General features: G+C 59.2%; 27 protein-coding genes and 2 tRNA genes. 14 read left to right on the top strand and 15 right to left on the bottom strand.

Annotated elements, in window-relative coordinates:
• Positions 1–165 precede the first annotated feature (165 nt).
• From BLU74_RS09640 to BLU74_RS09620, 5 genes are all read right to left on the bottom strand, one after another.
• On the bottom strand, positions 166–948 hold the full coding sequence (locus BLU74_RS09640) for a DNA-directed RNA polymerase subunit D (protein ID WP_089767060.1): 783 nt from the start codon (positions 946–948) through the stop codon (positions 166–168).
• Positions 949–955: 7 nt separating this feature from the next.
• The gene (locus BLU74_RS09635; protein ID WP_089767059.1) at positions 956–1,351 is read right to left on the bottom strand and encodes a 30S ribosomal protein S11; all 396 of its coding nucleotides are present in this window, start codon (positions 1,349–1,351) and stop codon (positions 956–958) included.
• A gap of 3 nt (positions 1,352–1,354) precedes the next feature.
• Positions 1,355–1,882 carry a 30S ribosomal protein S4 gene (locus tag BLU74_RS09630; protein ID WP_089767058.1) on the bottom strand — a complete coding sequence of 176 codons (528 nt, stop codon included), beginning with the start codon at positions 1,880–1,882 and terminating at the stop codon, positions 1,355–1,357.
• A 3-nt stretch (positions 1,883–1,885) separates the two neighbouring features.
• Positions 1,886–2,413, bottom strand: coding sequence for a 30S ribosomal protein S13 (locus BLU74_RS09625; RefSeq protein WP_089767057.1), 528 nt, complete (start codon positions 2,411–2,413; stop codon positions 1,886–1,888).
• A 21-nt stretch (positions 2,414–2,434) separates the two neighbouring features.
• A tRNA-Ser gene (locus tag BLU74_RS09620) sits at positions 2,435–2,519 on the bottom strand.
• Positions 2,520–2,764: 245 nt separating this feature from the next.
• On the opposite strand from BLU74_RS09620, the gene BLU74_RS09615 reads away from it, so the two are divergent.
• On the top strand, positions 2,765–3,124 hold the full coding sequence (locus tag BLU74_RS09615; RefSeq protein ID WP_089767056.1) for a thioredoxin family protein: 360 nt from the start codon (positions 2,765–2,767) through the stop codon (positions 3,122–3,124).
• Between the two features lie 29 nt (positions 3,125–3,153).
• On the opposite strand, the gene BLU74_RS09610 is transcribed toward BLU74_RS09615, so the two are convergent.
• Entirely contained in the window at positions 3,154–3,891 is a 738-nt protein-coding gene (locus BLU74_RS09610; protein WP_089767055.1) for a type 1 glutamine amidotransferase, read from the bottom strand.
• 53 nt (positions 3,892–3,944) lie between these two features.
• Here BLU74_RS09610 and BLU74_RS19480 point away from each other — a divergent pair, with 53 nt between their 5' ends.
• Positions 3,945–4,079 carry a hypothetical protein gene (locus tag BLU74_RS19480; RefSeq protein ID WP_281241840.1) on the top strand — a complete coding sequence of 45 codons (135 nt, stop codon included), beginning with the start codon at positions 3,945–3,947 and terminating at the stop codon, positions 4,077–4,079.
• On the opposite strand, the gene moaA is transcribed toward BLU74_RS19480, so the two are convergent.
• Positions 4,070–5,059 carry a GTP 3',8-cyclase MoaA gene (gene moaA, locus BLU74_RS09605; protein WP_089767054.1) on the bottom strand — a complete coding sequence of 330 codons (990 nt, stop codon included), beginning with the start codon at positions 5,057–5,059 and terminating at the stop codon, positions 4,070–4,072. The two genes, BLU74_RS19480 and moaA, sit on opposite strands and share 10 nt — an antisense overlap.
• A gap of 149 nt (positions 5,060–5,208) precedes the next feature.
• Between moaA and BLU74_RS09600 the strand changes: the two genes are divergently transcribed.
• The 4 genes from BLU74_RS09600 to BLU74_RS19475 all read left to right on the top strand — a co-directional run bounded on the left by BLU74_RS09600 (position 5,209) and on the right by BLU74_RS19475 (position 8,490).
• Positions 5,209–6,258: an Mrp/NBP35 family ATP-binding protein gene (locus BLU74_RS09600; RefSeq protein ID WP_089767053.1), complete on the top strand. Its 1,050-nt coding sequence runs from the start codon at positions 5,209–5,211 to the stop codon at positions 6,256–6,258.
• A 79-nt stretch (positions 6,259–6,337) separates the two neighbouring features.
• Positions 6,338–6,973, top strand: coding sequence for a uracil-DNA glycosylase (locus BLU74_RS09595; protein WP_394327869.1), 636 nt, complete (start codon positions 6,338–6,340; stop codon positions 6,971–6,973).
• A 64-nt stretch (positions 6,974–7,037) separates the two neighbouring features.
• Complete coding sequence (locus BLU74_RS09590) at positions 7,038–7,799, top strand: DUF2064 domain-containing protein (RefSeq protein ID WP_089767052.1); 762 nt, start codon at positions 7,038–7,040, stop codon at positions 7,797–7,799.
• A 556-nt stretch (positions 7,800–8,355) separates the two neighbouring features.
• Positions 8,356–8,490 (top strand): hypothetical protein, encoded by a 135-nt coding sequence (locus BLU74_RS19475; protein WP_281241839.1) that lies wholly within the window; start codon positions 8,356–8,358, stop codon positions 8,488–8,490.
• Positions 8,491–8,628: 138 nt separating this feature from the next.
• Here the strand turns inward: BLU74_RS19475 and BLU74_RS19580 are convergent, their stop codons facing one another.
• Positions 8,629–9,339, bottom strand: coding sequence for a GIY-YIG domain-containing protein (locus BLU74_RS19580; protein WP_089767051.1), 711 nt, complete (start codon positions 9,337–9,339; stop codon positions 8,629–8,631).
• 147 nt (positions 9,340–9,486) lie between these two features.
• Between BLU74_RS19580 and BLU74_RS09580 the strand changes: the two genes are divergently transcribed.
• Both BLU74_RS09580 and BLU74_RS09575 read left to right on the top strand, forming a co-directional pair.
• Positions 9,487–10,086 (top strand): hypothetical protein, encoded by a 600-nt coding sequence (locus BLU74_RS09580; protein ID WP_089767050.1) that lies wholly within the window; start codon positions 9,487–9,489, stop codon positions 10,084–10,086.
• 1,104 nt (positions 10,087–11,190) lie between these two features.
• Entirely contained in the window at positions 11,191–12,345 is a 1,155-nt protein-coding gene (locus BLU74_RS09575; RefSeq protein WP_089767049.1) for a hypothetical protein, read from the top strand.
• Positions 12,346–12,587: 242 nt separating this feature from the next.
• On the opposite strand, the gene BLU74_RS09570 is transcribed toward BLU74_RS09575, so the two are convergent.
• A complete protein-coding gene (locus BLU74_RS09570; RefSeq protein ID WP_089767048.1) occupies positions 12,588–12,812 on the bottom strand; it encodes a hypothetical protein in 225 nt (74 codons plus the stop codon).
• A gap of 216 nt (positions 12,813–13,028) precedes the next feature.
• Entirely contained in the window at positions 13,029–13,199 is a 171-nt protein-coding gene (locus BLU74_RS18925; protein ID WP_175454610.1) for a hypothetical protein, read from the bottom strand.
• Positions 13,200–13,273: 74 nt separating this feature from the next.
• Here BLU74_RS18925 and BLU74_RS18455 point away from each other — a divergent pair, with 74 nt between their 5' ends.
• Complete coding sequence (locus tag BLU74_RS18455; protein WP_139175709.1) at positions 13,274–13,597, top strand: hypothetical protein; 324 nt, start codon at positions 13,274–13,276, stop codon at positions 13,595–13,597.
• 121 nt (positions 13,598–13,718) lie between these two features.
• Positions 13,719–13,964 carry a hypothetical protein gene (locus tag BLU74_RS09565; RefSeq protein WP_089767047.1) on the top strand — a complete coding sequence of 82 codons (246 nt, stop codon included), beginning with the start codon at positions 13,719–13,721 and terminating at the stop codon, positions 13,962–13,964.
• A gap of 94 nt (positions 13,965–14,058) precedes the next feature.
• Here BLU74_RS09565 and BLU74_RS09560 read toward each other — a convergent pair whose 3' ends face one another.
• Together BLU74_RS09560 and BLU74_RS09555 are read right to left on the bottom strand one after the other, a co-directional pair.
• Positions 14,059–15,096 carry a PH domain-containing protein gene (locus BLU74_RS09560; protein WP_089767046.1) on the bottom strand — a complete coding sequence of 346 codons (1,038 nt, stop codon included), beginning with the start codon at positions 15,094–15,096 and terminating at the stop codon, positions 14,059–14,061.
• A gap of 88 nt (positions 15,097–15,184) precedes the next feature.
• Positions 15,185–15,448, bottom strand: coding sequence for a MarR family transcriptional regulator (locus tag BLU74_RS09555; protein ID WP_089767045.1), 264 nt, complete (start codon positions 15,446–15,448; stop codon positions 15,185–15,187).
• Between the two features lie 84 nt (positions 15,449–15,532).
• Between BLU74_RS09555 and BLU74_RS18450 the strand changes: the two genes are divergently transcribed.
• Positions 15,533–16,195 (top strand): hypothetical protein, encoded by a 663-nt coding sequence (locus BLU74_RS18450; protein WP_139175708.1) that lies wholly within the window; start codon positions 15,533–15,535, stop codon positions 16,193–16,195.
• 23 nt (positions 16,196–16,218) lie between these two features.
• Here the strand turns inward: BLU74_RS18450 and BLU74_RS09545 are convergent, their stop codons facing one another.
• Both BLU74_RS09545 and BLU74_RS09540 read right to left on the bottom strand, forming a co-directional pair.
• The gene (locus BLU74_RS09545) at positions 16,219–16,518 is read right to left on the bottom strand and encodes a hypothetical protein (RefSeq protein ID WP_139175706.1); all 300 of its coding nucleotides are present in this window, start codon (positions 16,516–16,518) and stop codon (positions 16,219–16,221) included.
• Positions 16,481–17,581, bottom strand: coding sequence for a tyrosine-type recombinase/integrase (locus BLU74_RS09540; protein WP_089767042.1), 1,101 nt, complete (start codon positions 17,579–17,581; stop codon positions 16,481–16,483). The genes BLU74_RS09545 and BLU74_RS09540 overlap by 38 nt, the downstream gene beginning before the upstream one ends.
• Before the next feature lie 135 nt (positions 17,582–17,716).
• Between BLU74_RS09540 and BLU74_RS09535 the strand changes: the two genes are divergently transcribed.
• The 3 genes from BLU74_RS09535 (at position 17,717) to BLU74_RS09520 (ending at position 19,620) form a co-directional block, all read left to right on the top strand.
• Positions 17,717–17,799, top strand: a tRNA-Ser gene (locus tag BLU74_RS09535).
• 755 nt (positions 17,800–18,554) lie between these two features.
• On the top strand, positions 18,555–19,148 hold the full coding sequence (locus BLU74_RS09525; RefSeq protein WP_089767040.1) for a CAP domain-containing protein: 594 nt from the start codon (positions 18,555–18,557) through the stop codon (positions 19,146–19,148).
• 154 nt (positions 19,149–19,302) lie between these two features.
• Positions 19,303–19,620, top strand: a complete 318-nt coding sequence (locus BLU74_RS09520) for a DUF5785 family protein (protein ID WP_089767039.1) — start codon at positions 19,303–19,305, stop codon at positions 19,618–19,620.
• 112 nt (positions 19,621–19,732) lie between these two features.
• Here BLU74_RS09520 and BLU74_RS09515 read toward each other — a convergent pair whose 3' ends face one another.
• Positions 19,733–20,260 (bottom strand): NUDIX domain-containing protein, encoded by a 528-nt coding sequence (locus tag BLU74_RS09515; protein WP_089767038.1) that lies wholly within the window; start codon positions 20,258–20,260, stop codon positions 19,733–19,735.
• Between the last annotated feature and the right edge of the window lie 99 nt (positions 20,261–20,359).

Raw genomic sequence — 20,359 nt, 5'->3', positions numbered from 1 at the left:
TCCGATGTACTGCGTGTCCCTTCAAACCCCTTTCGGTCTGGCGACGCTCGCTGCTCTGGAAGCCCGCGACGGACGCGGCGCTCCCGGCTGTCGTCACCGGGTTCGGTGACGGCGCGGCGGGCGAGCGTCGGGCAGTGGGTGAGGGGACAGAGATCATACGTGACGTTAGATCGCGACTTTGTCTTCGAGTTCGGCCGCGCGGTCGCCAAGCGATTCGGCGGCCCGCAGGACGAGTTCCTCGACGCTGAACGACCCGTCAGTCTCCACGTGGAAGACGAACGCTTCGGGCACGTCGTGGACCTCGACCTCTTTCCCCGGGTACCGGTTCGTGAGGTCGTTGTCGAACGCGTCCGTCGCGACGAGATCGCCGTCTTCGGCGCGCTCGTCAGCGGCGTGTTCGGCGGCCGCCTCTTCGATGACGCCCCGCAGGATGTTCGGCTCCTGTGAGGCGAACTCGCCGGCGTCGCCGACGACCTCCACGCGCTGGAGGTGTCGGTAGCCGACGGAGACGCCGCCCTGGTGTTTGGCGTGCGCCTTGCCGGTGTCGAGCACCGCATCGGCCTCGAACTCGAGGTGTTGGTTGTCTTTGAGTTCGACGATCGGGACGTTCTCGTCGGCCGGCTGGACGAGGTCGTCGGACGACTCGAGGTCGCCCGAGTACGCCGTCGCCGGCCCCTCGACGTCGAGTGCGAGGGTGACGACGTCACCCTCCTCGAAGTCGTCGAGCGGCGTCGTCAGGGGCACGAGCCCCAGACGCAGCCCGATCATCTCGTCGAACATCACCGACGAGTTCTCGACGAACCGGACGGTGTCGATACTGAACGTCGGCACGTCGGCCACCATCGCCCGGCGGATGCCGTTGGCGACCGCTGGCGACGCGCCGCGGACGAGGAAGCGGGCCTTCCGTTCGCCGCGTTCGATGAACTCGACCTCGAAATCGTTCGTCATTGGTTACTCACAGACGGCTGTTTTTCGGCGCACGCGTCCCGTCGTGCGGGATCGGCGTGACGTCCTCGATGCGGCCGATCTCGAGGCCGGCGCGAGCCAGCGCACGGATCGTCGCCTGCGCACCGGGACCGGGACTCTTGTTGCCGTTCCCGCCCGGACCGCGGACGCGAACGTGCAGGCCCTCGATGCCGGCCGCCTTGATGTCCTCAGCGACTGACTCGGCCATCTGCATCGCCGCGTACGGCGACGCCTCGTCGCGGTTCTGCTTCACCACGGCGCCGCCGGACGACTTCACGATCGTCTCGGCGCCGGTCATATCCGTGACCGTGATGAGCGTGTTGTTGAACGACGCGTGGACGTGGGCGATTCCCCACTTGTCTCGAGTTGTCTCGGATTCGCTCATTGGTTACTCCTGTCCCTCCGCGCGTTCGGGGTGGAGATCGTCCGCGAGCGGACTGTTCTCGTCGAACGCGATGGCATCTTCTTCGGCGACCTCGACCGTCTTCGAGGGGCGCGTGACGCGCGCTCCGTCGACGACGACGTGGCCGTGAACGATGAACTGTCGCGCCTGGTCGGGCGTGCTCGCGAGGCCCTTGCGGTACGCGACGGTCTGGAGTCGACGCTCGAGAATGTCGGTGACGTCGAGTCCGAGGACGCGACTGATGTCGTCCTCGTCGGAGAGGATGCCGTAGCGGCGGAGCCGTGCGAGGAACTCCTCGCCGGCTGCCTCCGCCACGTCGAGTTCGCCCTGCGCCTCGCCGATGAGACGTCGGGCCTCGCGTCGGTAGTTGCGGAGCTCGGACTGTGCGCGCCAGAGCTCCTCTTTGTTCTTCAGGCCGTAGCGTCCGAGCAGGTCGCCCTCCTGGGCGATTCGTTCACCCTGGAACGGGTGATTCGGAGTCTCGTAACGCTTCGTGTTGTTTCCGGTCGCCATCGGTTATTCTTCCTCGCCGCCTTCTGCGGCCTCCTCTTCGGCCTCTTCTCTGATCTCCTCGACGTTGACGCCGATCGTCCCCTCAGTCCGGCCGGTGGACTTCGTCCGCTGTCCGCGGACCTTCTGTCCGCGCTTGTGTCGGACGCCTTTGTAGGAGTCGATCATCTTCATCCGGTTGATGTCGTGACGGCGTTTTTCGTTGAGGTCCGAGCCCGTGACGTGGGTGGTCTCTCCGCTGAAGAAGTCGCTTCGGCGGTTGGCCATCCACTCGGGGACGTAGTCGTCGATGTTCTCGACGACCTCGACGACGGAGTCGATCTCGTCGTCGTCGAGCAGTCCGAACGTCGCGTGTCGGTCTACGTCTGCGGCCTCGGAGACGATGCGCGCTGTGCGCTTTCCGATACCTTTCATGTCAGTGAGACTCCGCTCGACCGCCTTCGTCCCGTCCAGATCGGTTTGCCCGATCCTGACGAAGTATCGGAGGTCTTCTTCCTCCTCGGGAGCGTCGTCCTGTGGTTCTTCTGCACTCATGACTTTTGGGAGTCTGGTGAGCGTTGCGGCGGGGATTCGAACCCCGGAGGCTTGACGCCACAGAGTTAGCAACCCTGCGCCTTGGGCCAGGCTTGGCTACCGCAACACACTCGATCTTGTACTGTCGCCCTCTCGGACTCGGGAGCCGACCCCCCTACAGCGTATCGCAGTCTGAACAAGTCGGGGTCGCTACTTAAACATCACGATAGGGTGTAGGGATGAGAGCGGGCCACACACGCGCCGATACGGCCGAAATCGGCCGACGACTGTGTCACGTCATCGCATACCGGGTGTGCGCTCGCGCGAACAGCGCGCGGATCATATATAGGTGTGGGCCGTCACTACACAACTGTGACTACCGCGACAGCAACTGACTCGACACCGGACCACCCCGCCACCCTCGAGAGCGAGCGCGCGCTCGACGAATTCCTGACGGCGCACGACCGCGTCCTCGTCGACTTCTACACCGAAGGCTGTACCCTGTGTGCGAGCATCGAGCCCGTGATCGGGAACGTCGCTCGCGCCCACGACGACCTCGCAGTCGCGACGATCAATCCCCGCGACGATCCGGCGCTGATCGATCGGTTCGCGATCACGAGCGCACCGACGCTCGTGCTCTTCGAAGACGGCGAGGAACGAGGCCGCCTCGCCGATGGGTTCCAGGGCGGCGACGCCATCGACGCGTTCCTGGACGGCGCGAGCGACGAGTAAGGAAGCCGAGATTGCCCCGAGAACGACGCTCAGGACTCTACTTCTACCGTTTCGGGCGGCTGTCCGTCAACCGCCTCGACGACAGTGAGGAAGTTCTCGAACACCCGCGCTGCCGTCTGTGTCTCGGCGTGGCGTTCCGGCGTGGCGTCGGCCAGAACGGCGTCGATTCGCTCCGGGTCGATCCCTTCGGAGCGCTTGCCCTCCGTGACTGACCGCACGGTCTCGATGTCGTACTCGGGGTGGAACTGGACCCCGAATGTCGGGCCGAGCGAAAACGCCTGACACGAGCGGTCGTTGCCGGCGAGTTCGACGGCGCCGTGCGGGAGTCGCACCACCTCGTCGGAGTGCGTCTCAAAGGCGACGAACTCCGCAGGGAAGTCCTCGAACAGCGGCGACTCGTCGTACCGTTCGATGGATCGATACCCGAGTTCGTACCGGTCCATCGAGGCGACGCACCCGCCGAGAGCCTGTGCGAGGAACTGATGGCCCCAGCAGACGCCCAGCATCGGAACGCCGAGTTCGTGGAGGTCTCGGACCAGTTCCTCGAGCGTCTCCATCCAGGGTTCGGTGTCGTAGACGGACGTCTGCGAGCCGGAGATCACGGCCGCGTCGTAGGCCCACGACCCGTCCGCGCCGGGCCACTCCGGGAACTCGCTCTCGCTCACTTTGAACGACGTGACCTGCGCATCGAGTTCGCGTCGGAAGTTGCGTTCCGCAGGCGTTGGTCCCACCGAGGCGTCGAACAGCGCGATGTGAGGCGTGGTCATATACTCGGATATGCGGTCAGCACGCTTTAATATTGGCTAGTATGTTATTTTCTATGCACAACCGGTGGCATACGCGGTGGACGAGAGCGGCGCTCGCGAACACGGGCGAGAAGCGCGATGTCGGGTCGGAGGGCCGAACGCGGGGGACGACGGGAGGGTCGGGCCAGCGGGAGGCCGGTCAGGAGTAGGTGGCGGCGGCGTCGATGTACTCGTCGTTGACGACCCACTCACCGTCCTCTTTGACCATATACTCCCCGTAGTAGGGAACGCGGTTCGCGACGGTCTCGCGGAACGTCTCTCGGATCTCCGCTTTGCTCATCGCGCCCATCGAGCGCAGGTCGTCGTTCCGGTTGAGGCATCCCTTGAGGTAGCCCTCGTGGGTGACGCGTACGCGGTGGCAGTTCGCACAGAAGTGGGGGTTCTCGACGGGGTCGACGATTTCGACCATCCCGCCCTCGCCGTCGCCGTCCTCGCCGACGAAGTACCGCCGGCGGTTGTGCATCTCCCGGGTCTCGATGCGGTCGGCTTTCTCGGTGAGCCAGTCGTGGACGCGCCCGATGTCGATGTTCCACTCGGGGTGCCCAGTCAGTTCAGGCATGTACTCGATCAACTGGAGTTGGAGCCCCGAGTTCTCGGCGACGTGGTCGACCATCCCCTCGACGTAGCCCGCGGTGTGTTCGAAAACGACCATATTCAGTTTCACCGGGTCTAGCCCGGCGTCGAGCGCGGCCTCGACGCCTTCGATGACCTTCTCGTAGGCCCCGGACTTCGTGATCTCCGCGAAGGCGTCAGGGTCGATCGCGTCCTGTGAGACGTTGACGCGTTCGAGTCCCGCTTCGCGCAGCGCCTCGGCGCGGCCGGGGAGGAACGAGCCGTTGGTCGTCATCGAGACCTCCATCGAGTCCGGCGTGCGCGAGATGATCTCCTCGAGATCACCGCGGAGCATCGGCTCCCCACCGGTGAACTTCACCTTCTTGACGCCGAACTCTGAGGCCACCTCGAGGAACCGAACGACCTCGTCGGCGGTCATCTCGTCGTCCTGCGGGTCCATCGGGCCACGAGTGTCGCCGAGCCCCTCGTTGTGACAGTAGACGCAGTCGAAGTTGCATCGGTCTGTCAGGGAGACGCGGACGCCCGACACCTCGCGCCCGAAGTCGTCTTCGAGCATCGTCGGATTCTTCGTGAGGAGGTAGTTAAATTCGCCGTCGTTCCGGCGGGTGATGTAACTATATTCAGTTTCGTTCGGCCGGTTGGTAACCGGTTCTCCCCCGGGTACTCGGTCACAACGCTTATCGGCCGCTCCGACCCAGGACGGATATGAACGTCGAAGCCGTCCGGGAGCGCCTCAGCGCGGTCTCGGACCCGGATCTCGGTGACGACATCGTCTCGCTGGGACTCGTCAACGCGATCGATGTCGACGACGACGCCGGCGTGGTACGGATCTCGCTCGCGCTCGGTGCGCCGTTCTCGCCCGCCGAATCGGCCATCGCCGACAGCGTCCGCGACGCCCTCTCGGATACCGGATACGACGTCGACCTCTCGGCGCGGATCGCATCGCCCATCTCGCCCGACGAGGACGTGCTCCCCGGCGTCCAGAACGTCATCGCAGTGGCCTCCGGAAAGGGCGGCGTCGGCAAGTCGACCGTGGCGGTCAACCTCGCGGCCGGACTCTCGAAACTCGGCGCGCGCGTCGGCCTCTTCGACGCCGACGTCTACGGCCCGAACGTCCCGCGGATGGTCGACGCCGAACAGGCCCCCCAGGCGACGGGCGACGACACCATCGTCCCGCCGGAGCAGTACGGGATGAAGCTGATGTCGATGGCGTTTCTGGTCGGCGACGACGATCCGGTGATCTGGCGCGGACCGATGGTTCACAAGCTACTCACCCAACTCGTCGAGGACGTCCAGTGGGGCGAACTGGACTATCTCGTCCTCGACCTCCCGCCGGGCACCGGCGACACCCAACTGACGGTGCTCCAGACGCTGCCGCTCACGGGCGCGGTGATCGTCACGACGCCGCAGGACGTCGCGGTCGACGACGCCCGGAAGGGACTGGAGATGTTCGGCAAGCACGACACCGACGTCCTCGGTATCGTCGAGAACATGTCCACGTTCCGGTGTCCGGACTGCGGGTCGAACCACGACATCTTCGGCGCCGGCGGCGGGAAGGCGTTCGCAGCCGAGAACGACCTCCCGTTCTTAGGCGCACTCCCGCTCGATCCCGACGTGCGGACCGGCGGCGACGGGGGCGAGCCGGTGGTCCTCGAGGCGGGCGAGACCGCAGACGCGTTCCGGGTGATGACCGAGAACGTGGCGGATATGGCCGGCGTGGTCCGGCGGCGCGAGGCGTCCCGGCAGAGTCAGTAACCGCAGTCGGGACCAGTCGGCCGAGCGGAGTCTTGCCCCGTACCCGACAGTTTTTGACCGATCGGGCCCACATTCGACTGTGGACGCCGAACAGGACACCCTCGAAAACCCGTTCAATATGGACGCCGACTGCCGGAACTGCGACGGGCTCTGCGACGCCCGCACGAACGTCGTCCACGGATACGGCGACGCGGGCGCGGAGTTCCTCTTCGTCGCCGAACGACCCCACACCGGCGCGGACCGCAGCGGCGTCCCCTTCACCGGCGACGACGCCGGACGGCGGCTCCAGTCGATGCTCGCCGAACTCGGGTTCGCTCGCTCGGATCCCGACAGCGACGAGCCAGACCTCCAGAACGTCTATCTCACGTACCTCACGCGGTGTCGGCATCCCGAGCGCGAACCGACCGAGACGGAGATCCGGACGTGTGAACCGTATCTCAACGCCGAGATCAGGATGATCAATCCCGAGATCATCGTCCCGATCGGACAGCGGACGCTCGACGCCCTGGCGACGGACTACACGACCAACCGCCCGGGCGACGTCGACGTCGCAGACGCGCACGCGACGACGATCCGCGGCCGCGGCTTCGAACTCGTACCGATGCTCGAACTGACGGCGCAGACCGACGCCGACAGCGACGCGTTCGTCGAGCACCTGGTGGAAAACGTCTTCTCGCGCGACTACCGCCAGACCAAGGGCCGTCGCGGGCGGTGAAGCGCTCCGGCGGACGGGACCGGAGAACGTCGGGTTGAAGAGCGCCGCCCGCCGAGGATACGCTATGACCGTCGTCGCCGTCTTGGCCGATCCCCCGCGTCCGGGACTCACACTGCCGCGACTCGCAGAGACCAGCCCGCTCTCGGAAGCTGAGGCCGCCGCCCTCGGCGAGGCGATGCTCCGTGACACCCTCCGCGCCGTCGAACGCTCGGGCGGCGAGTTGCTCGTGAACTACCGGCCGGACGACGCCCTGCCCGATGCGTACGTCGACACCGAGCAGTCGGCCGAGGAGGCGATCCGGACTCTCGCAGACGAGGCGCTCGACGCGCCCGAGGAGGCCCGCTTCGAGGTCCAGGTCGGGTCGACGTTCGATGCGCGCGCTGGCAACACACTCACGCACTTGCTCCGCGAGGAGGGCGTCCAGTCGGCGGCCGTCGTTCGCGCCGACGCGCCCTTCCTCCTCCGCTCGACGGTCGACTCGGCGGCGATGAAACTCCGGACTAACGGGGTCGTCCTCGGACCCTCGACGGACGGGCGGGTCTACTTCGCCGGCTTCCGGGAGCCAGTCGATTACGACGGCGCGTTCGCGCTCCCCGAGATGGAGACGCTCGTCGACCGCGCGAACGACGCCGACCGCGACGTCGGCTTCATAGGGATGCAACCCACGGTCAGGACGGGCGAGGACCTCACGACGCTGGTGTCGTCGATCCGTGCGCGGTGGCAGGCCGATCGCGTCGTCCCGGCGCACACCGCGGAGTTCGTCGTCGAGACGGGACTGGCGGTCGTCGCGGACGACGACGGCGAACCCACGCTCGTCCGGGAGTGACCGGGTCGCGGTCCCGACCGTGACCGACAATCATTAGATGCACCACCGAAAACGACCACGTGCGGTGGGATGGCAGAGTGGACTATTGCGCCTGCCTTGAAAGCAGGTGGCCTTTGGCCTCCGCATTACCCCGTCAGTTCACCCGGTAGACGGCTTCTACCAGATGCTCAGTTGACTGAGCGTTATAAAACTATAGGTCTGTTGTGTTAGGACTAATCGTTCCTATCTTGACCCTTCGGGGGGCTTCTTGCTACGTGTAAATAATGGGTCGACTTTCGTGACGCACCTGTATGTGCCGTTGAAGCGGGCCTGTGCTTCCCCGGTCAGCCCGTTACTGTAGACTTGGTGCTGAGAGCCGCGTGAAGCCTCGGAGAGCGATTCCTTTCTTTGCCGGGTCGCTTTCCTCACAGAGCACACTCCCACAAAGAGAGCGGTCGCTACGCCGTCTGCTGGTTTCGGAGATATGAGGGAACAAGTCTCGGAAATTTTTCCATAGACCGATACCGTTGCTTCGTCCGACACAGGAGGTATCAGTACGCCGCTCCAACAGTTGTGTATGGTTGACCGTCCCGACGAGGACGCGAGTGCCGCAGAGATAGCGCGGTGGATGGAGGAGGACTTCGGTGAAGCCCTCGCTGAGGGGATCGAGCAGGCCACCGAAGAAGACGAAGACGACGAGCACGACGAGTAAGCCGGCACGACGCGCTACGTCCAGTATGAAGCCGTCTGGAGCCACGTCTTCCGACCTCGAACCCCCACACTTGGACGGCTAAAATCCGAAGGTATGACCGCTACACCAGCAGTCCGAACCGTCTCGGATAATAAGTGGCTACGCGGGAGTCGTATTCTCGACGGCCTCAGCGACCCGGTCGAGAAACGCGGGGTCGTAGTCTTCTTCGACGTGGTTGATGTTCCACAGCCCGGAACCCCGTATCTCGTGTCTCGGTGATTCCTTCCCTAACCAGTCGTCGTCACGTCTGTCGAGAGCGTCTTTCTCGAAGTTGCTTACGAGTGCGATAGCGTTCCGTTCGATGTACGCTCGGTCGCTATCCGGGCCGGGTTCGTCGTCTACATCGACCCACAGAAACGGGAGGTCACGGATACGTTCGCTAACTCGTTGTTCGTGCTCGTGCTCGTCCAGTCGTCGGTCGCGGTCGGCACTTGACCCTTCCCCCCAGTAGGGGTACTCGTCGTGGAGGTCGTGGCGTTCGATGAGGGCTTCTCCGACGCGCTTTCGGAACACGGATCCTCGGTGGTTGCCGCCTCCTCCATACGTCCCGCTGTTTGCTCCTCGGTGTGTTCGAAGTCGGTTCCATAGCGACGTTCCTGAACCAGCGGAAACAGCGTGCGTCCCGATCCGTGTCAGACGGTGCTGGTCGCCTGTATCTATGTGTTCGTCGTGTGAGAAAAAGAAGTAGACACCACGCTCAGGCCAGTCCATATACCCGGTACAGTCTCCGAGTCGTTGCTTTCCACCGATACGGTCTTCGAGGTCGGTCAGTAGACGATATAGACGGTGGAGGTCAGACTCTCGTGACATTACCACCGGATTCACTCCGCAAGAACAAGATTCTCCGGGATACGTGTGGTGGTAGCCGTATGTTTAGGTCTACAGTCCTTCGGTGGGTATGGTTCAACCGACTGTTCCCGTCGCTGGCTTTTACTCAACAGTAGCGCAACTGGTTGTATGGTTGATGGACTGTCAGACCTTACTGAGGATATCGCGGAGGTGATACCTGACGTTGATAGCCGAACAGGTGGTCAGTACGGAGACGGGATCGGGTCGGAAAACGAAGAACGTCAGATCGAACTTCTACTCGACGAACTCCGCGAGCAAGACAGTCGGTATCAAGAAGTAGAACGAGAAGTTCCCTATCCGGAGAGTGCTGAACGGTGTGACCTGATGCTACCAGACGGGACACCAGTTGAAGCCAAATTAATCCGTTACTGGCGGGCGAACGGCGACCCGGAGCCAAATATGTACAAACACGTGTTCAGCCCGTTCCATAAGAACACGCTGTTGACTGACGCACATAGTCTCACAGAATCGGAAATCGGAGATCGAGGGGGCTTACTCGGGTTATTCTACAAACGAGCAGACGACGAACCCGAAACCGTTGACGCTCTCCCAAGTCGATACACCGCCGAGGACATAGCAGATAAAATCGCTAAAGACGTTGCTTACTGGTACGACGTGGAGGCAAGTGTTTGCGAGATATCGCACTTCTCCGGACTCCAACACACGATTCACAAGCAGGGCGCGATAATCTCGTGGATAGTCGAATAGAACGGCATTCCAAACTGTCTTTCCAACTCGAACCTACCTACCTAACGCTGGTAAAACCGCAAGCAGAATTACCTGTGTCCTGATACCGACCCGGTCGAGCCTCTCGAGTCGAAACAGAGGGGTAGTGACGGATTCACATACCTCTACAGGTTTGGTCGATACCAACAACTGTTCTGCGAACTCGCGCCGTATCGAGACCAACGAGACGATACAAAAAGCATAAGAAAGGCTTGGTACTTTCACACCGTCTCTCGGGGTCAGTAGTAGCGCGAGTTGCCGGCGTAGTAAGGGGGTCAACGAGGGTATCAGTAGAGCCAGCGAGCCACTCCCGTCATATTCTCCGGGTGGGGGTTTTCGCTTGATTTACGATTTTCAGACCTTCGAAGGGGGCGGTCAAGACAGCCAGAGCAGATCTCGTGATTTCTCCCCGTGGGTATCTACAAACTGTTCGAGTTGAACAACGACAAATGTGAGGTGGTTGCTGTCATCTTAAACGATCCCGACTAACCGCTATTATCGTAGTATCCTATAGGACAAGCAGCCTATTATCATATAGATGATAGGTTTAAGAAGATCGAGTGCCTACGCTGGGTAAGGAGGTCAGTTTACACAGTAGGAACGGAAAACGGATCGGGGCGTCCGTCCCATAGGAAAGCCCGATCCAACGGAAAGCACGGCGACGGAGTCTTTCGCTCCACGAGATTATACGTGCGGTTTCGATAAAAACCTCGCGGAGCCGAGACTTCTGAGACAGTCCACTTGGAGAACTGATAATGCCACCAAAACAGGTATGCGACACCCTGAGACCGAAGAACGACCCGGCGACACGACGACCGCGGAGCAGGCGAATAGCGTCGAAACCACCCCCAACACAGCGGACACGGTGCAGATACACATAGATATGACCACAGCAAAATCCGAACGAATAGAGCGTGAAAAAATAGCAACCAAAATCGCACAACGCCACCGAGTAAGACTGTCTACCGCACATAGTGCTGTTCAGGAGGCATTATTATCAGAAATGCTCGTTCCAGCGGGTAATGGCCGAGTGAGTCTGAACCCCGCGTTGTTCGGCCAGACGTGGGACGAGTGGAGTGAGCACCGATGATAGAACAAGTTGAGGATACTGTCACGGATTCTTTTGACAAACGGACGTGGCACGTTATCGAGACGGTAATGTCGTCTCATATGACGCTGTGTATCGACGGCCTGAAGAGTTGCTTTGGGCTTATCATAGTCGGGCAGAGCGGAACAGGCAAGACCACGGCCTTAGACGCGTTTGAGGGACTCCACGGGCAGTTCTACCGCACAGATGAGGTCACACCCGCCTCGTTCGTGAGTCACGACTCCTCGAAGACAGAAGAGGAGTTACAGCAAGATGACCTCCTCCCGAAAATCAAGCACCAGACTGTTCTCAACCCCGAAATGGCACACTGGTTCTCAGGGGACTGGGACACACGCTCCGACAAGTGGGCGACGTTGATCCGGGTAATGGACGGCGGAGGATACACCCGCAACTCAGGCACGCAGGGTGAACGTGGATACACAGGTAACTACCGGTTCAATTTCGTTGGGGCGACCACACCGCTTGACGAACGGAACTGGGAGACGATGAGCCACGCCGGTAACCGGTTCCTCTTCCACGAGATGCCAGCCAAAGCCGACCAAGACGTGTATGACGACATATACTACTCCGAGATAGAATACGGAGACAAAGTCCAAGCCATACAGGATGTCGTTCAGGACTTTCTCACCGACCGCTGGGAGCAGGTTGGCGGCCCAGAAGCAGTTGAGTGGCCGTCGAAACTGGGCGAAGAAGTCGGTGAACACCTGAGGTATCTATCGGAGTTAGTTCGCCACGCACGAGCACCCGAGGACGGCGAACCTGAGTCACCTCATCGTCTCGCTGAAAGCCTCCGTAACCTCGCTCGGGGGCACGCTTTACTGTACGGTCGGCAGGAGGTCACTATAGAAGACTTGGAGGTATGTGGTCGGGTCGCGTTGAGCACGATGCCCGCGAAACGTCGGCCTATCGTCCGTGAAGTCGTCCAGTTAGACACAGGCGAGAGGCTAACAAAAATGGATGTAGCCGACCGCTTGGGAGTATCACGACACACAGCGAAAGACCGGATAGAGTTAGTAGAAGAATTAGGTCTTGCCGCAGCGTTCGAAGAAACAGTACAGGGCGGCAGTACGATAGCGATAGGCCCCGAGACAAAGTTCCTATGGCCATCAAAAATCACATTCCCCGACCGCTAAAGACCTGTCAGCCTAACAAAGCTTGAAGAGTAAGCCGGGTTACGTGCTTGGTCATCCTCCGAAGTTCGGGTGTGGTAAGTTGGAGGCTTTGTAGTTGACAAACACGCATACCGGTTCACCGTTCAAGCTTTTCTGAAATTACATATCTAAACCGTTTATACGGTATCGTGGAGGACATTACAAATCGAGTCGCGCCGATATCACCCCCACTATATCCACAGGTGAGATTCAGCGAGACGATCCTAACTGACCGACTCGAACCGTTCTCTGCTATCGCCGTCCTGTTCGAAGCCGTGCTCTTCGGCAACGTCACAGACGAGGTTGGCGTCGTCGGGATCGAGCAGGTCGAACGTGACTCGCATACCCTGTTCGGTTCGGTCGGCGGATATGTTCGCCACGTCGGCGTCTGAAGCGGCGAGGGCGTGCATAAAGTCGGTCGTCCGGGCTTCGAGGTCGTCGTCGGTCATAGCACCTCGGAGAGCAGGCCACTCGGTCATAAGCGGAGGGGAGCAGTCCAGCGGAAACTTGAATATAGGGGATAGAGAGCCTGTCGATTCCGCTGAGAGCCGTCTCTCGGCGTCAGAGAGCCGAATAAGTGTGAGGGTAGGTCGGATGCGTCGTAGTGATTTCTTCCGTGACGAGCGACCCGTTTCTGCGCCGAGAAACGGAAGACGGCGTAGTGGTTAGTCCTCACGACGTTCCAAACACATCGAACAGAACTCCCCGACTTCGTCCACAGAAGACACCTCGACGGTTTCCTCGAACTCGTCTCGTTCTACGAACGTCTGTGCCCATCCGCAGTGGTCTGGTTCCGCGAAGTGCCACATCTTGCCTGCTTTACAAGCCAGTTTCATATCGGATAGTCAACTTTTGAATATATAATATTATCCCCAAACACCAAGAGGTGCGCTGTAGTAGAAAAGTGCTGATGCCCCGAAACCACCTCCCCAACGACTTCTACGAACGGCTTTCACCAAAGAAAGAGGCACTACTTCAGATACTGCTCGACATCGAAGGCGAGTGGATACGTGGTGTTGAATTACGACAACGAATGAGGGATGAGTACGGTTTGTCTGTTCCGGAGAAACCGGGAGCGATATCCGCTCATCAGGGGCATTACACTAAATGGTATTCCAAAGGTTTCAGCCGAGATCTAATTAACGCCCGGTGGACAGACGAAAGTCACCAACACGCAGAGTACCGCATAGGCGATAAATACGAAGACGAACTGCGTGAGTATTTTGCTGGATAATTTCGTTCTCGTCAGAACCAGAGTTAGTGAGCCCGGTCGCCCCGTCTGAACGACGCTACGGTCATACAACGGTCTAATACGCACAAAATATTACTGACAGCCGTTCGACCATCTATTCAGAATGATAGAGGGCCTCGAATACGAGACAGACAGACGGCAAGATATCACAGACGGTCGGCGTCGAAACTTCAAGCAGGGCTGGACGCGTGCCGTAGAGGGACAGGAGTATCAAGACGTTCTCGAAGAACTGACGTGGAATAACCTCGGCTGGCGACTTGGCAAAATGTTCGGTGAAACACCCGACGACCTTCGAGAGGAGATCCTCGACTGGTGTGTCGAACAACGGAACGCGACAGGTAGCCAGTAGCCACAAACACGGGGACTGCAACCTGTCTGCTTCGGTAGAGAGCCACATTCTCGTGCCGAGAAACGCAGGAGGACGTAGTACTATGTCCCGAGACTCACGCCGCTCCTGTTCCGATAAGGAATGAGCCTGTCATCCAAAGCAGTAAGAATATCACCACCGCGAGCCATCGTGAGATATTCCAGTTGCCAGTTATATAGTTACCGCCAGCCGACCCAGCCAGCCAAAAGAGAATCCCTGAGGCAAGGTTGCCAGCAGCAAATGTATAATAGAATCCCAAAAGTATCGAGGAGACCGACATAAACAGCCCCACAACAAAACTGAGCGTCCAGTCGATGTCGAGTTCGTCTGATTCTTCCGTATCCGACTGCGTCGTCGGTTCAGACGCTTCGTTCCTATCTTCCTGCTTCTGTATGTCTTCCACACGGTCTGTGGAGGACATTTCTACCTCCGAAGCGTTGGCACCGGTCGATTTGCTCTCGTCTGTACCGGCAGAACTTCCTAACTGCTCCACGCTGTTCCCACACTCGCTACAGAAAGCGTCGTCTGCCGTCACCTCCGCTCCACAGTCAGGACAAAATCTGGTTTCCGGTGGAGCCGTAGTTTCCTGCTCCGGGTTTGCCCCTCCTGTGTCTCCCTGAGCAGGTTCTTCGGAGCCCTCCGTGGCCGTTGAGTCAACCTGACTGTTGATATACTTCGCCGCATTTTGGACTGTATCGGTCTGCCAAGCGTTATTAACGAACTTGTATCTGCGTCCGTCTTTCGTGCTAAACTCTATTATCGACGCGCCCTTAGACTCGTAGCCCTCCACCGAGGTAATGTTGTCATAAGAAAACTCCTGTATCTTATCATCGGCTTCCTCATCTTCACCGACGATATAGAGAATCCGCTCGTCGGTCACCAAAAAGAACCGTTTGTTGGTTGTTCCAGTAATCGAAGTATGGTCTGGTGTTCGTTCTTTCCCGTCCGGCTCGAAGATCCGGAATCCCTTATTTTCGTGAAAGAAGACGAAATGGAGTTGTTCTTCTGAAGAAAGTCGCTCGATAATAGGCACGGCCACCGAGTTCGTCTGGGTAATGTATTCAGGTTTGTACTTCCCTCTTGCTCGTTCGGCTATCTCCTCAGCGGATCTCATTATGCCGAAATGTCACACCCCACCCTGAATAAAATAGGGGTAGATATGTGTCTGTCACCGTCTTAGGCGGCGTAAGCGACTGGAACAGTCAGTCTTCACCGTCGAGTTTCCCGGTGTCGAGTCCGCCGTTAAGATACTGGCTCCCTTTGTCGGTTAGTATGTGAACGCCGTTTCCAAGGTGACGGACAAGGCCGTACTCTTCAAGCACGTCGCACCGCTGGTGTAGGTAGGAACGCGAGAACCGCATAGTATCAACTTTTGCCATTTCGGAGGGAGTGCCGCTTTCGTGGTCGGCAAGATACTCCAGAATCCGGTCGTCGGCTATTGTCATCCAGTCTGCCGACTTTCGCATTACCTGAACCTCACATAGTCAGGGATTAGAGACGACGAATAGTAACCTATAGTTCTATAAAGTTAGTACAACTAACTCATAACGATGTCAAAGCCTTTAGACATCTCACTCCGGCGTAGAGAGTATTTGACCACCGCTACAGCCGTATCTGGTACTTTGGCGATAGCAGGGTGTATCGGATCCAACGGAAGCGGGTTGGAGCTGATAAATACGAGACAGTCGGGATATCAGTCGGACGGCTACTCCAACTGGTATTTCGAGGTAGAAAATACGGGTGACACTCAAAACGTTCGCGCTTACGTGGACTTAGTTCACACCACAGGTGAGAACGAGGGAGAAGTGTTTGAATCGTATGACCGAACAAAAATAATAATGGGCGGTGAGACAGCGGAAATCAAAGTCGTGAGCGCATTATATCTGGACAGCACGATAGACCAGTTCGACTACGGTATCGAACCAACTGACCGTCCACACGCAACGTTCGAAGTAACTTCTATGGGCCCGGAAGTTAGTGCCGATGCATCAGGGTCGACCTCTGTGGAGAATTCTGTCACGTCCTATGAGTGGTCGGCACACCAGTATGAACAACCCGAATATGGTGAATCACTGAACTGGGATGTTTCTGGCGGGGAAACAGTCGAGTTCGAGTGGGGCGATTCAGACGAGTACTTAGCCGATCTCGTACTGAAAGTTACAGACGAAGAAGGGCGTACTGACGACTCCAACAGACGTGTGAGAATAGAATAACGCGAAATAAAATTTCTATCGGGTCAGAACCCGAACCGCTGAGCGCGATCGTCTACGAGGTCGACCAGTTCCCGGATAGCACCCCACTTCCTGTCGTCGCGGGCCTCATAGTCGAGTCCGGGATCCTCGACCGTCGCCACCCACTCTCTGCCTGTATGCTGGACGTGAATAGCGACCACGTCGTCTTCACCGCCGGCTTCGTCGGATAGGTTAGCGGCTTCCTCAACGCTATCAACGGCGTGTGTGTCGCCGTCTACGGTGACTCTAAGGTTCTTAACCACGGGTTCACCCCATCCTATCGAGGGCGTCTCGACGGTCTTCAACCGGTGCTTGGTCGTACTTGGCCGTCGTCTCGATACTGTGGTGTCGTAGTTGGCTCTGTGCAGCGGCGAGGCCCTCCTCGCGGGCCATATATGTCCCCGTGGAGTGGCGGATCGCATACCACGATATGTCTCTATTAATCTCCGCGAGGTCACAGACAGCGTCGAGGACATACCGTAACGACGAACCGCTATACGGGTTCGAGTGACGCGTAAGCCACAGTCTGTCGGTGTCGTCGTACTTCTCGTATAGTTCGCGTTCTTCAAGCCACCGGGCAAGATACTCCGCCGTTTCCCGTCGAAGGCTGACCGTCCAGTTGTCTTCGTTTTTTGAGGAGTCATCCTCGGGGATCCGGAGTGTCGCGTTGTCAACGTCGACCCAGTAAGTACGAGTACGGGACACTTCTATAGGTCGCAGACCCGCGTCGAGGGCGGTGTGAAGAAGACTCGGATACTTGAAACCATTTGCCCGATCCCAGTCTTTTTCTGAGACCTCGGAAACGGGCTTTCCGTATCGTCGCGCCAACAGGAGTTTCCACTCCGTTCGTTCGTCGGGGTCTAACGCGGAGTAGGCAGGTACGGCTCCGTACTCTAACGCCCCTTCACGGAGTGCTGTTCGCTCCTCGTCCGAAAGGAAATCACGAGGTTGGGAGACCCCGGAAGACGAGGGGATAGTGATGTCCGGCTCCCACTTGTCGCCCGCGAAACGGAAATATGTCATCAACGCCAGTTTGACGTTGTGGAGGTGCGACTGAGAGTACTCGTCGTCGGCCATAACTAACGACCGAAGGTAGTCTTCAGCGGCGTCGTGGTTGATGTCGAGGGTGTATCCGTACTCCTCCCAGACGTATCTATGAAACTTGTCGATAATGCTCGCGTAGTTCTTTGCGGTGTCGTGCGCGTATCCTTCGAGCGCATCCGGGTTCTTCCCCTGCCGTGCGAGCCACTTTAGAAACTCCCGGCGGTGGCTACCGTATGCGACCAGTTTCCGCTCTGTAAGGAAATCCCGTGACGGCTCCGGAATAAGAACGATACCTTCAACTTTGTCGGGTTTCTTCGTACTCATAGTCCCTGTATGACGGCGACTTCGACGGTTTCGGAACAGTTCAACTGAGGCGCGGTGGAACGTGTTGGAATCATTCAGTTCACCTGTGAAGCCGTCAAAATCGCGTGACGTAACGGGGACAGTCTGGAACGTCGCGGTGGGATGGCAGAGTGGCCTATTGCGCCTGCCTTGAAAGCAGGTGGCGTTATGCCTCCTGGGTTCGAATCCCAGTCCCACCGCGTAGTCTGCGAGCGGTAGCGAGCATTATTCCGGATCGGTCTGGGAATCGAATCGGGGAGCAAATCTTTGATTTGTGACCGTGGTTCGAATCACAGTCCCACCGCATTTCTGGATCATAGAGATACCTAAGAGTACGGAATCTCTCACTTACTGTCTACCTTCGACGGGAGGGATCCACCCTCCGAGTGCCGCCACCTCCGAGAAACTTGGAGTGTCTATCTTGGTTGTTGGTGTCGGTAGCGCTGGGCGAGCGGAATCCTGCTTGACCGGATCGACCGGAAAGAATGACTGTGAGAGAGAAAATGAAGTGGTCGCCGCGGGCGGGGAGTGGGTATCTTCGGTGTGGGGTGCCTGTCGTTAGTGAGGTTACCTTCCGTATCTGGTTCCGGTGCGCTCGCTGATCCTGAACGGCGACTTTGCGGACAAACAGGCGAGCGGATCCATCTCAAACTCGCTCACGGTGAGTCGTTGGCGGAGCGAGAAGACCGCTATCGCTGTCCCGAATGTGGGCGGGAGGTCGAGACGAAACGAGGGCTGAGTAATCATCTCGCGAAGGTCCATCGGGACCGTTGGGAGCCCCTACCGGAAGACGGCCTCGTAGTAACGCTCGTCGGCGGGGGCTGATATACGACAACTTCCACTCTTCGAGAGGTTGACGAGGCGGATGACAGCGTTACAATAAACGGGTGCTCCTCGTCCTTCTGTGTATTTTTGCTAACAAGTTTTATCACTCTGCGTTTGGTAATATTTACCAGTGAAGCGACTGTTCGCGGTTTTGCTGATAGCGGCCATCGGTCTCGTGGTGGTGACACCGATCGGTCCTGTGCAGTTCGCAGACATCGGCGTGACGAGTATGGTTTCAGATAGTGTCGAGAACGCCGAGAGTAGATTTGGAGATTCCTCAGAGGCGGGCAGTAGCGAAATCAACGAGACAAAAATTAGCCTCGAGGTTCACGAACGGATCAACGAAATCCGTTCGGATCGCCGAGTGGATCAGCTCCAATATTCCCAATCAACCGCAGCAAATGCGGAGGACCATAGCGAATGGATGGCTGATCGCCTGCGCTTAGAACACGCGAATATCGAAGAACAATATCAGTGCGATACGGTTGGCGAAAACATCGGTTACACCTATGCCAGCCAGGACATCGCGATGGAGGGCGGTTATGTGAATTATGACGGCAATGAAACGAGGATCGCACACGGCATCGTCCGCCAATGGATGGATTCACCTGGAAATCAGGACACTGTTCTTCGAGAGGAGTTCTCCAGTCAGGGCATCGGTGTGGCGACGACGCAGACCGATGACGGACAGCGTATCTACGTCACGCAAACCCTGTGCGGGTGAGAAATGTCGGCGTTCGAATACCCTCGCGGCTACGATGACAAGACACGGACCGAGCAAACCTCTACTGCATCACCACGAGAGTAGCCGTCGCCATCAAGACACTGTGCGCCGAGCGATGCGTAACGGCTTTGCCGTGGCCACCCAACTCCCGGATATGGACTGGCCACACGACCCCGATGGCGAAGACGGATCCGAGGGACGGCGCAAGTACGGCCACGCCGTGATCGCGAAGAAGGTGAACGAAGAGGAAGACTTTCCGCTCGACCGCGACGAGTTCGTCGCGGAGTACAGCGACGACCCGATCCGCCTCGACGACGAACGGGTCGTCTCGCTGGGAGAGATCTTCGAAGGCGTCGAACAGTCCGAGTTCGAGGACTTCGTCGACTTCCACACGGCCGTCGGCGAGGCGATGCGCGAGAACGGATACTGGTCGTATGAAGGCGCCGACCAGTTCGTCGACAGCGAGGCCTGAGCGCGCCGCCGACGGGACACCGGGGATCATCACGTCGACACCGACGCGCATCCGCGACTGTCGCGCTCCTGACCCACAGCCGCTCTCTTGATTCTGCAGCCGACCGTTCCGTTCACGCCGGATCGCCGAAATCGCGGATCGCGCGGCGGAACATCTCTCTGTATCCGGGCTCGATCGCGTCGAGATCGCTCAGTTGCTCGTCGGTGAAGAACCGGGCGTCGTCGGCGTCGGAGCCCGCGACGGGATCGCCGCTCGTCTCCGCTCGATCGACGGCGTAGGCCACGATCAGTACCGGCGGGGCCTCGTCGGGATCGACGAACGCCGTATCGAACAGCGTCAGGGCCGTGGACCGCGTCGAGAGGCCCGTCTCCTCACTCAGTTCGCGGACGGCCGCGGCCGCCGGCGGCTCGTCGACTTCGAGGAACCCGGCGGGGAGGCTCCACATCCCGACCGGTGGGTTCGTCCGGCGGATCAGGAGGACCGAGTCCCGGTCGACGACGAGGACGCCGGCAGCGGGTTTGGGATTTCGATAGATCGGCATCTCGCAGGCGTCGCAGTAGTTGCGCTCGCGCCCTTCGAGCCGCACGGTGGAGAGCGACGCTCCGCACGAGGGGCAGTGGTTCGGACTCCCAGTGACCATCTGGTAGGGATCGAGCGCGACGGCGACAAAAGGGTAGTGGTCGGTAACGCAACCGGACAGTTTCGGGGTGGGACGGAGGCAGACAGCTTCGGGGGGACG

It is taken from the genome of Halobellus clavatus, assembly GCF_900107195.1.
In the GTDB taxonomy this organism is placed as follows: domain Archaea; phylum Halobacteriota; class Halobacteria; order Halobacteriales; family Haloferacaceae; genus Haloquadratum; species Haloquadratum clavatum.
This window is presented reverse-complemented; position numbering and strand designations above follow the sequence as displayed.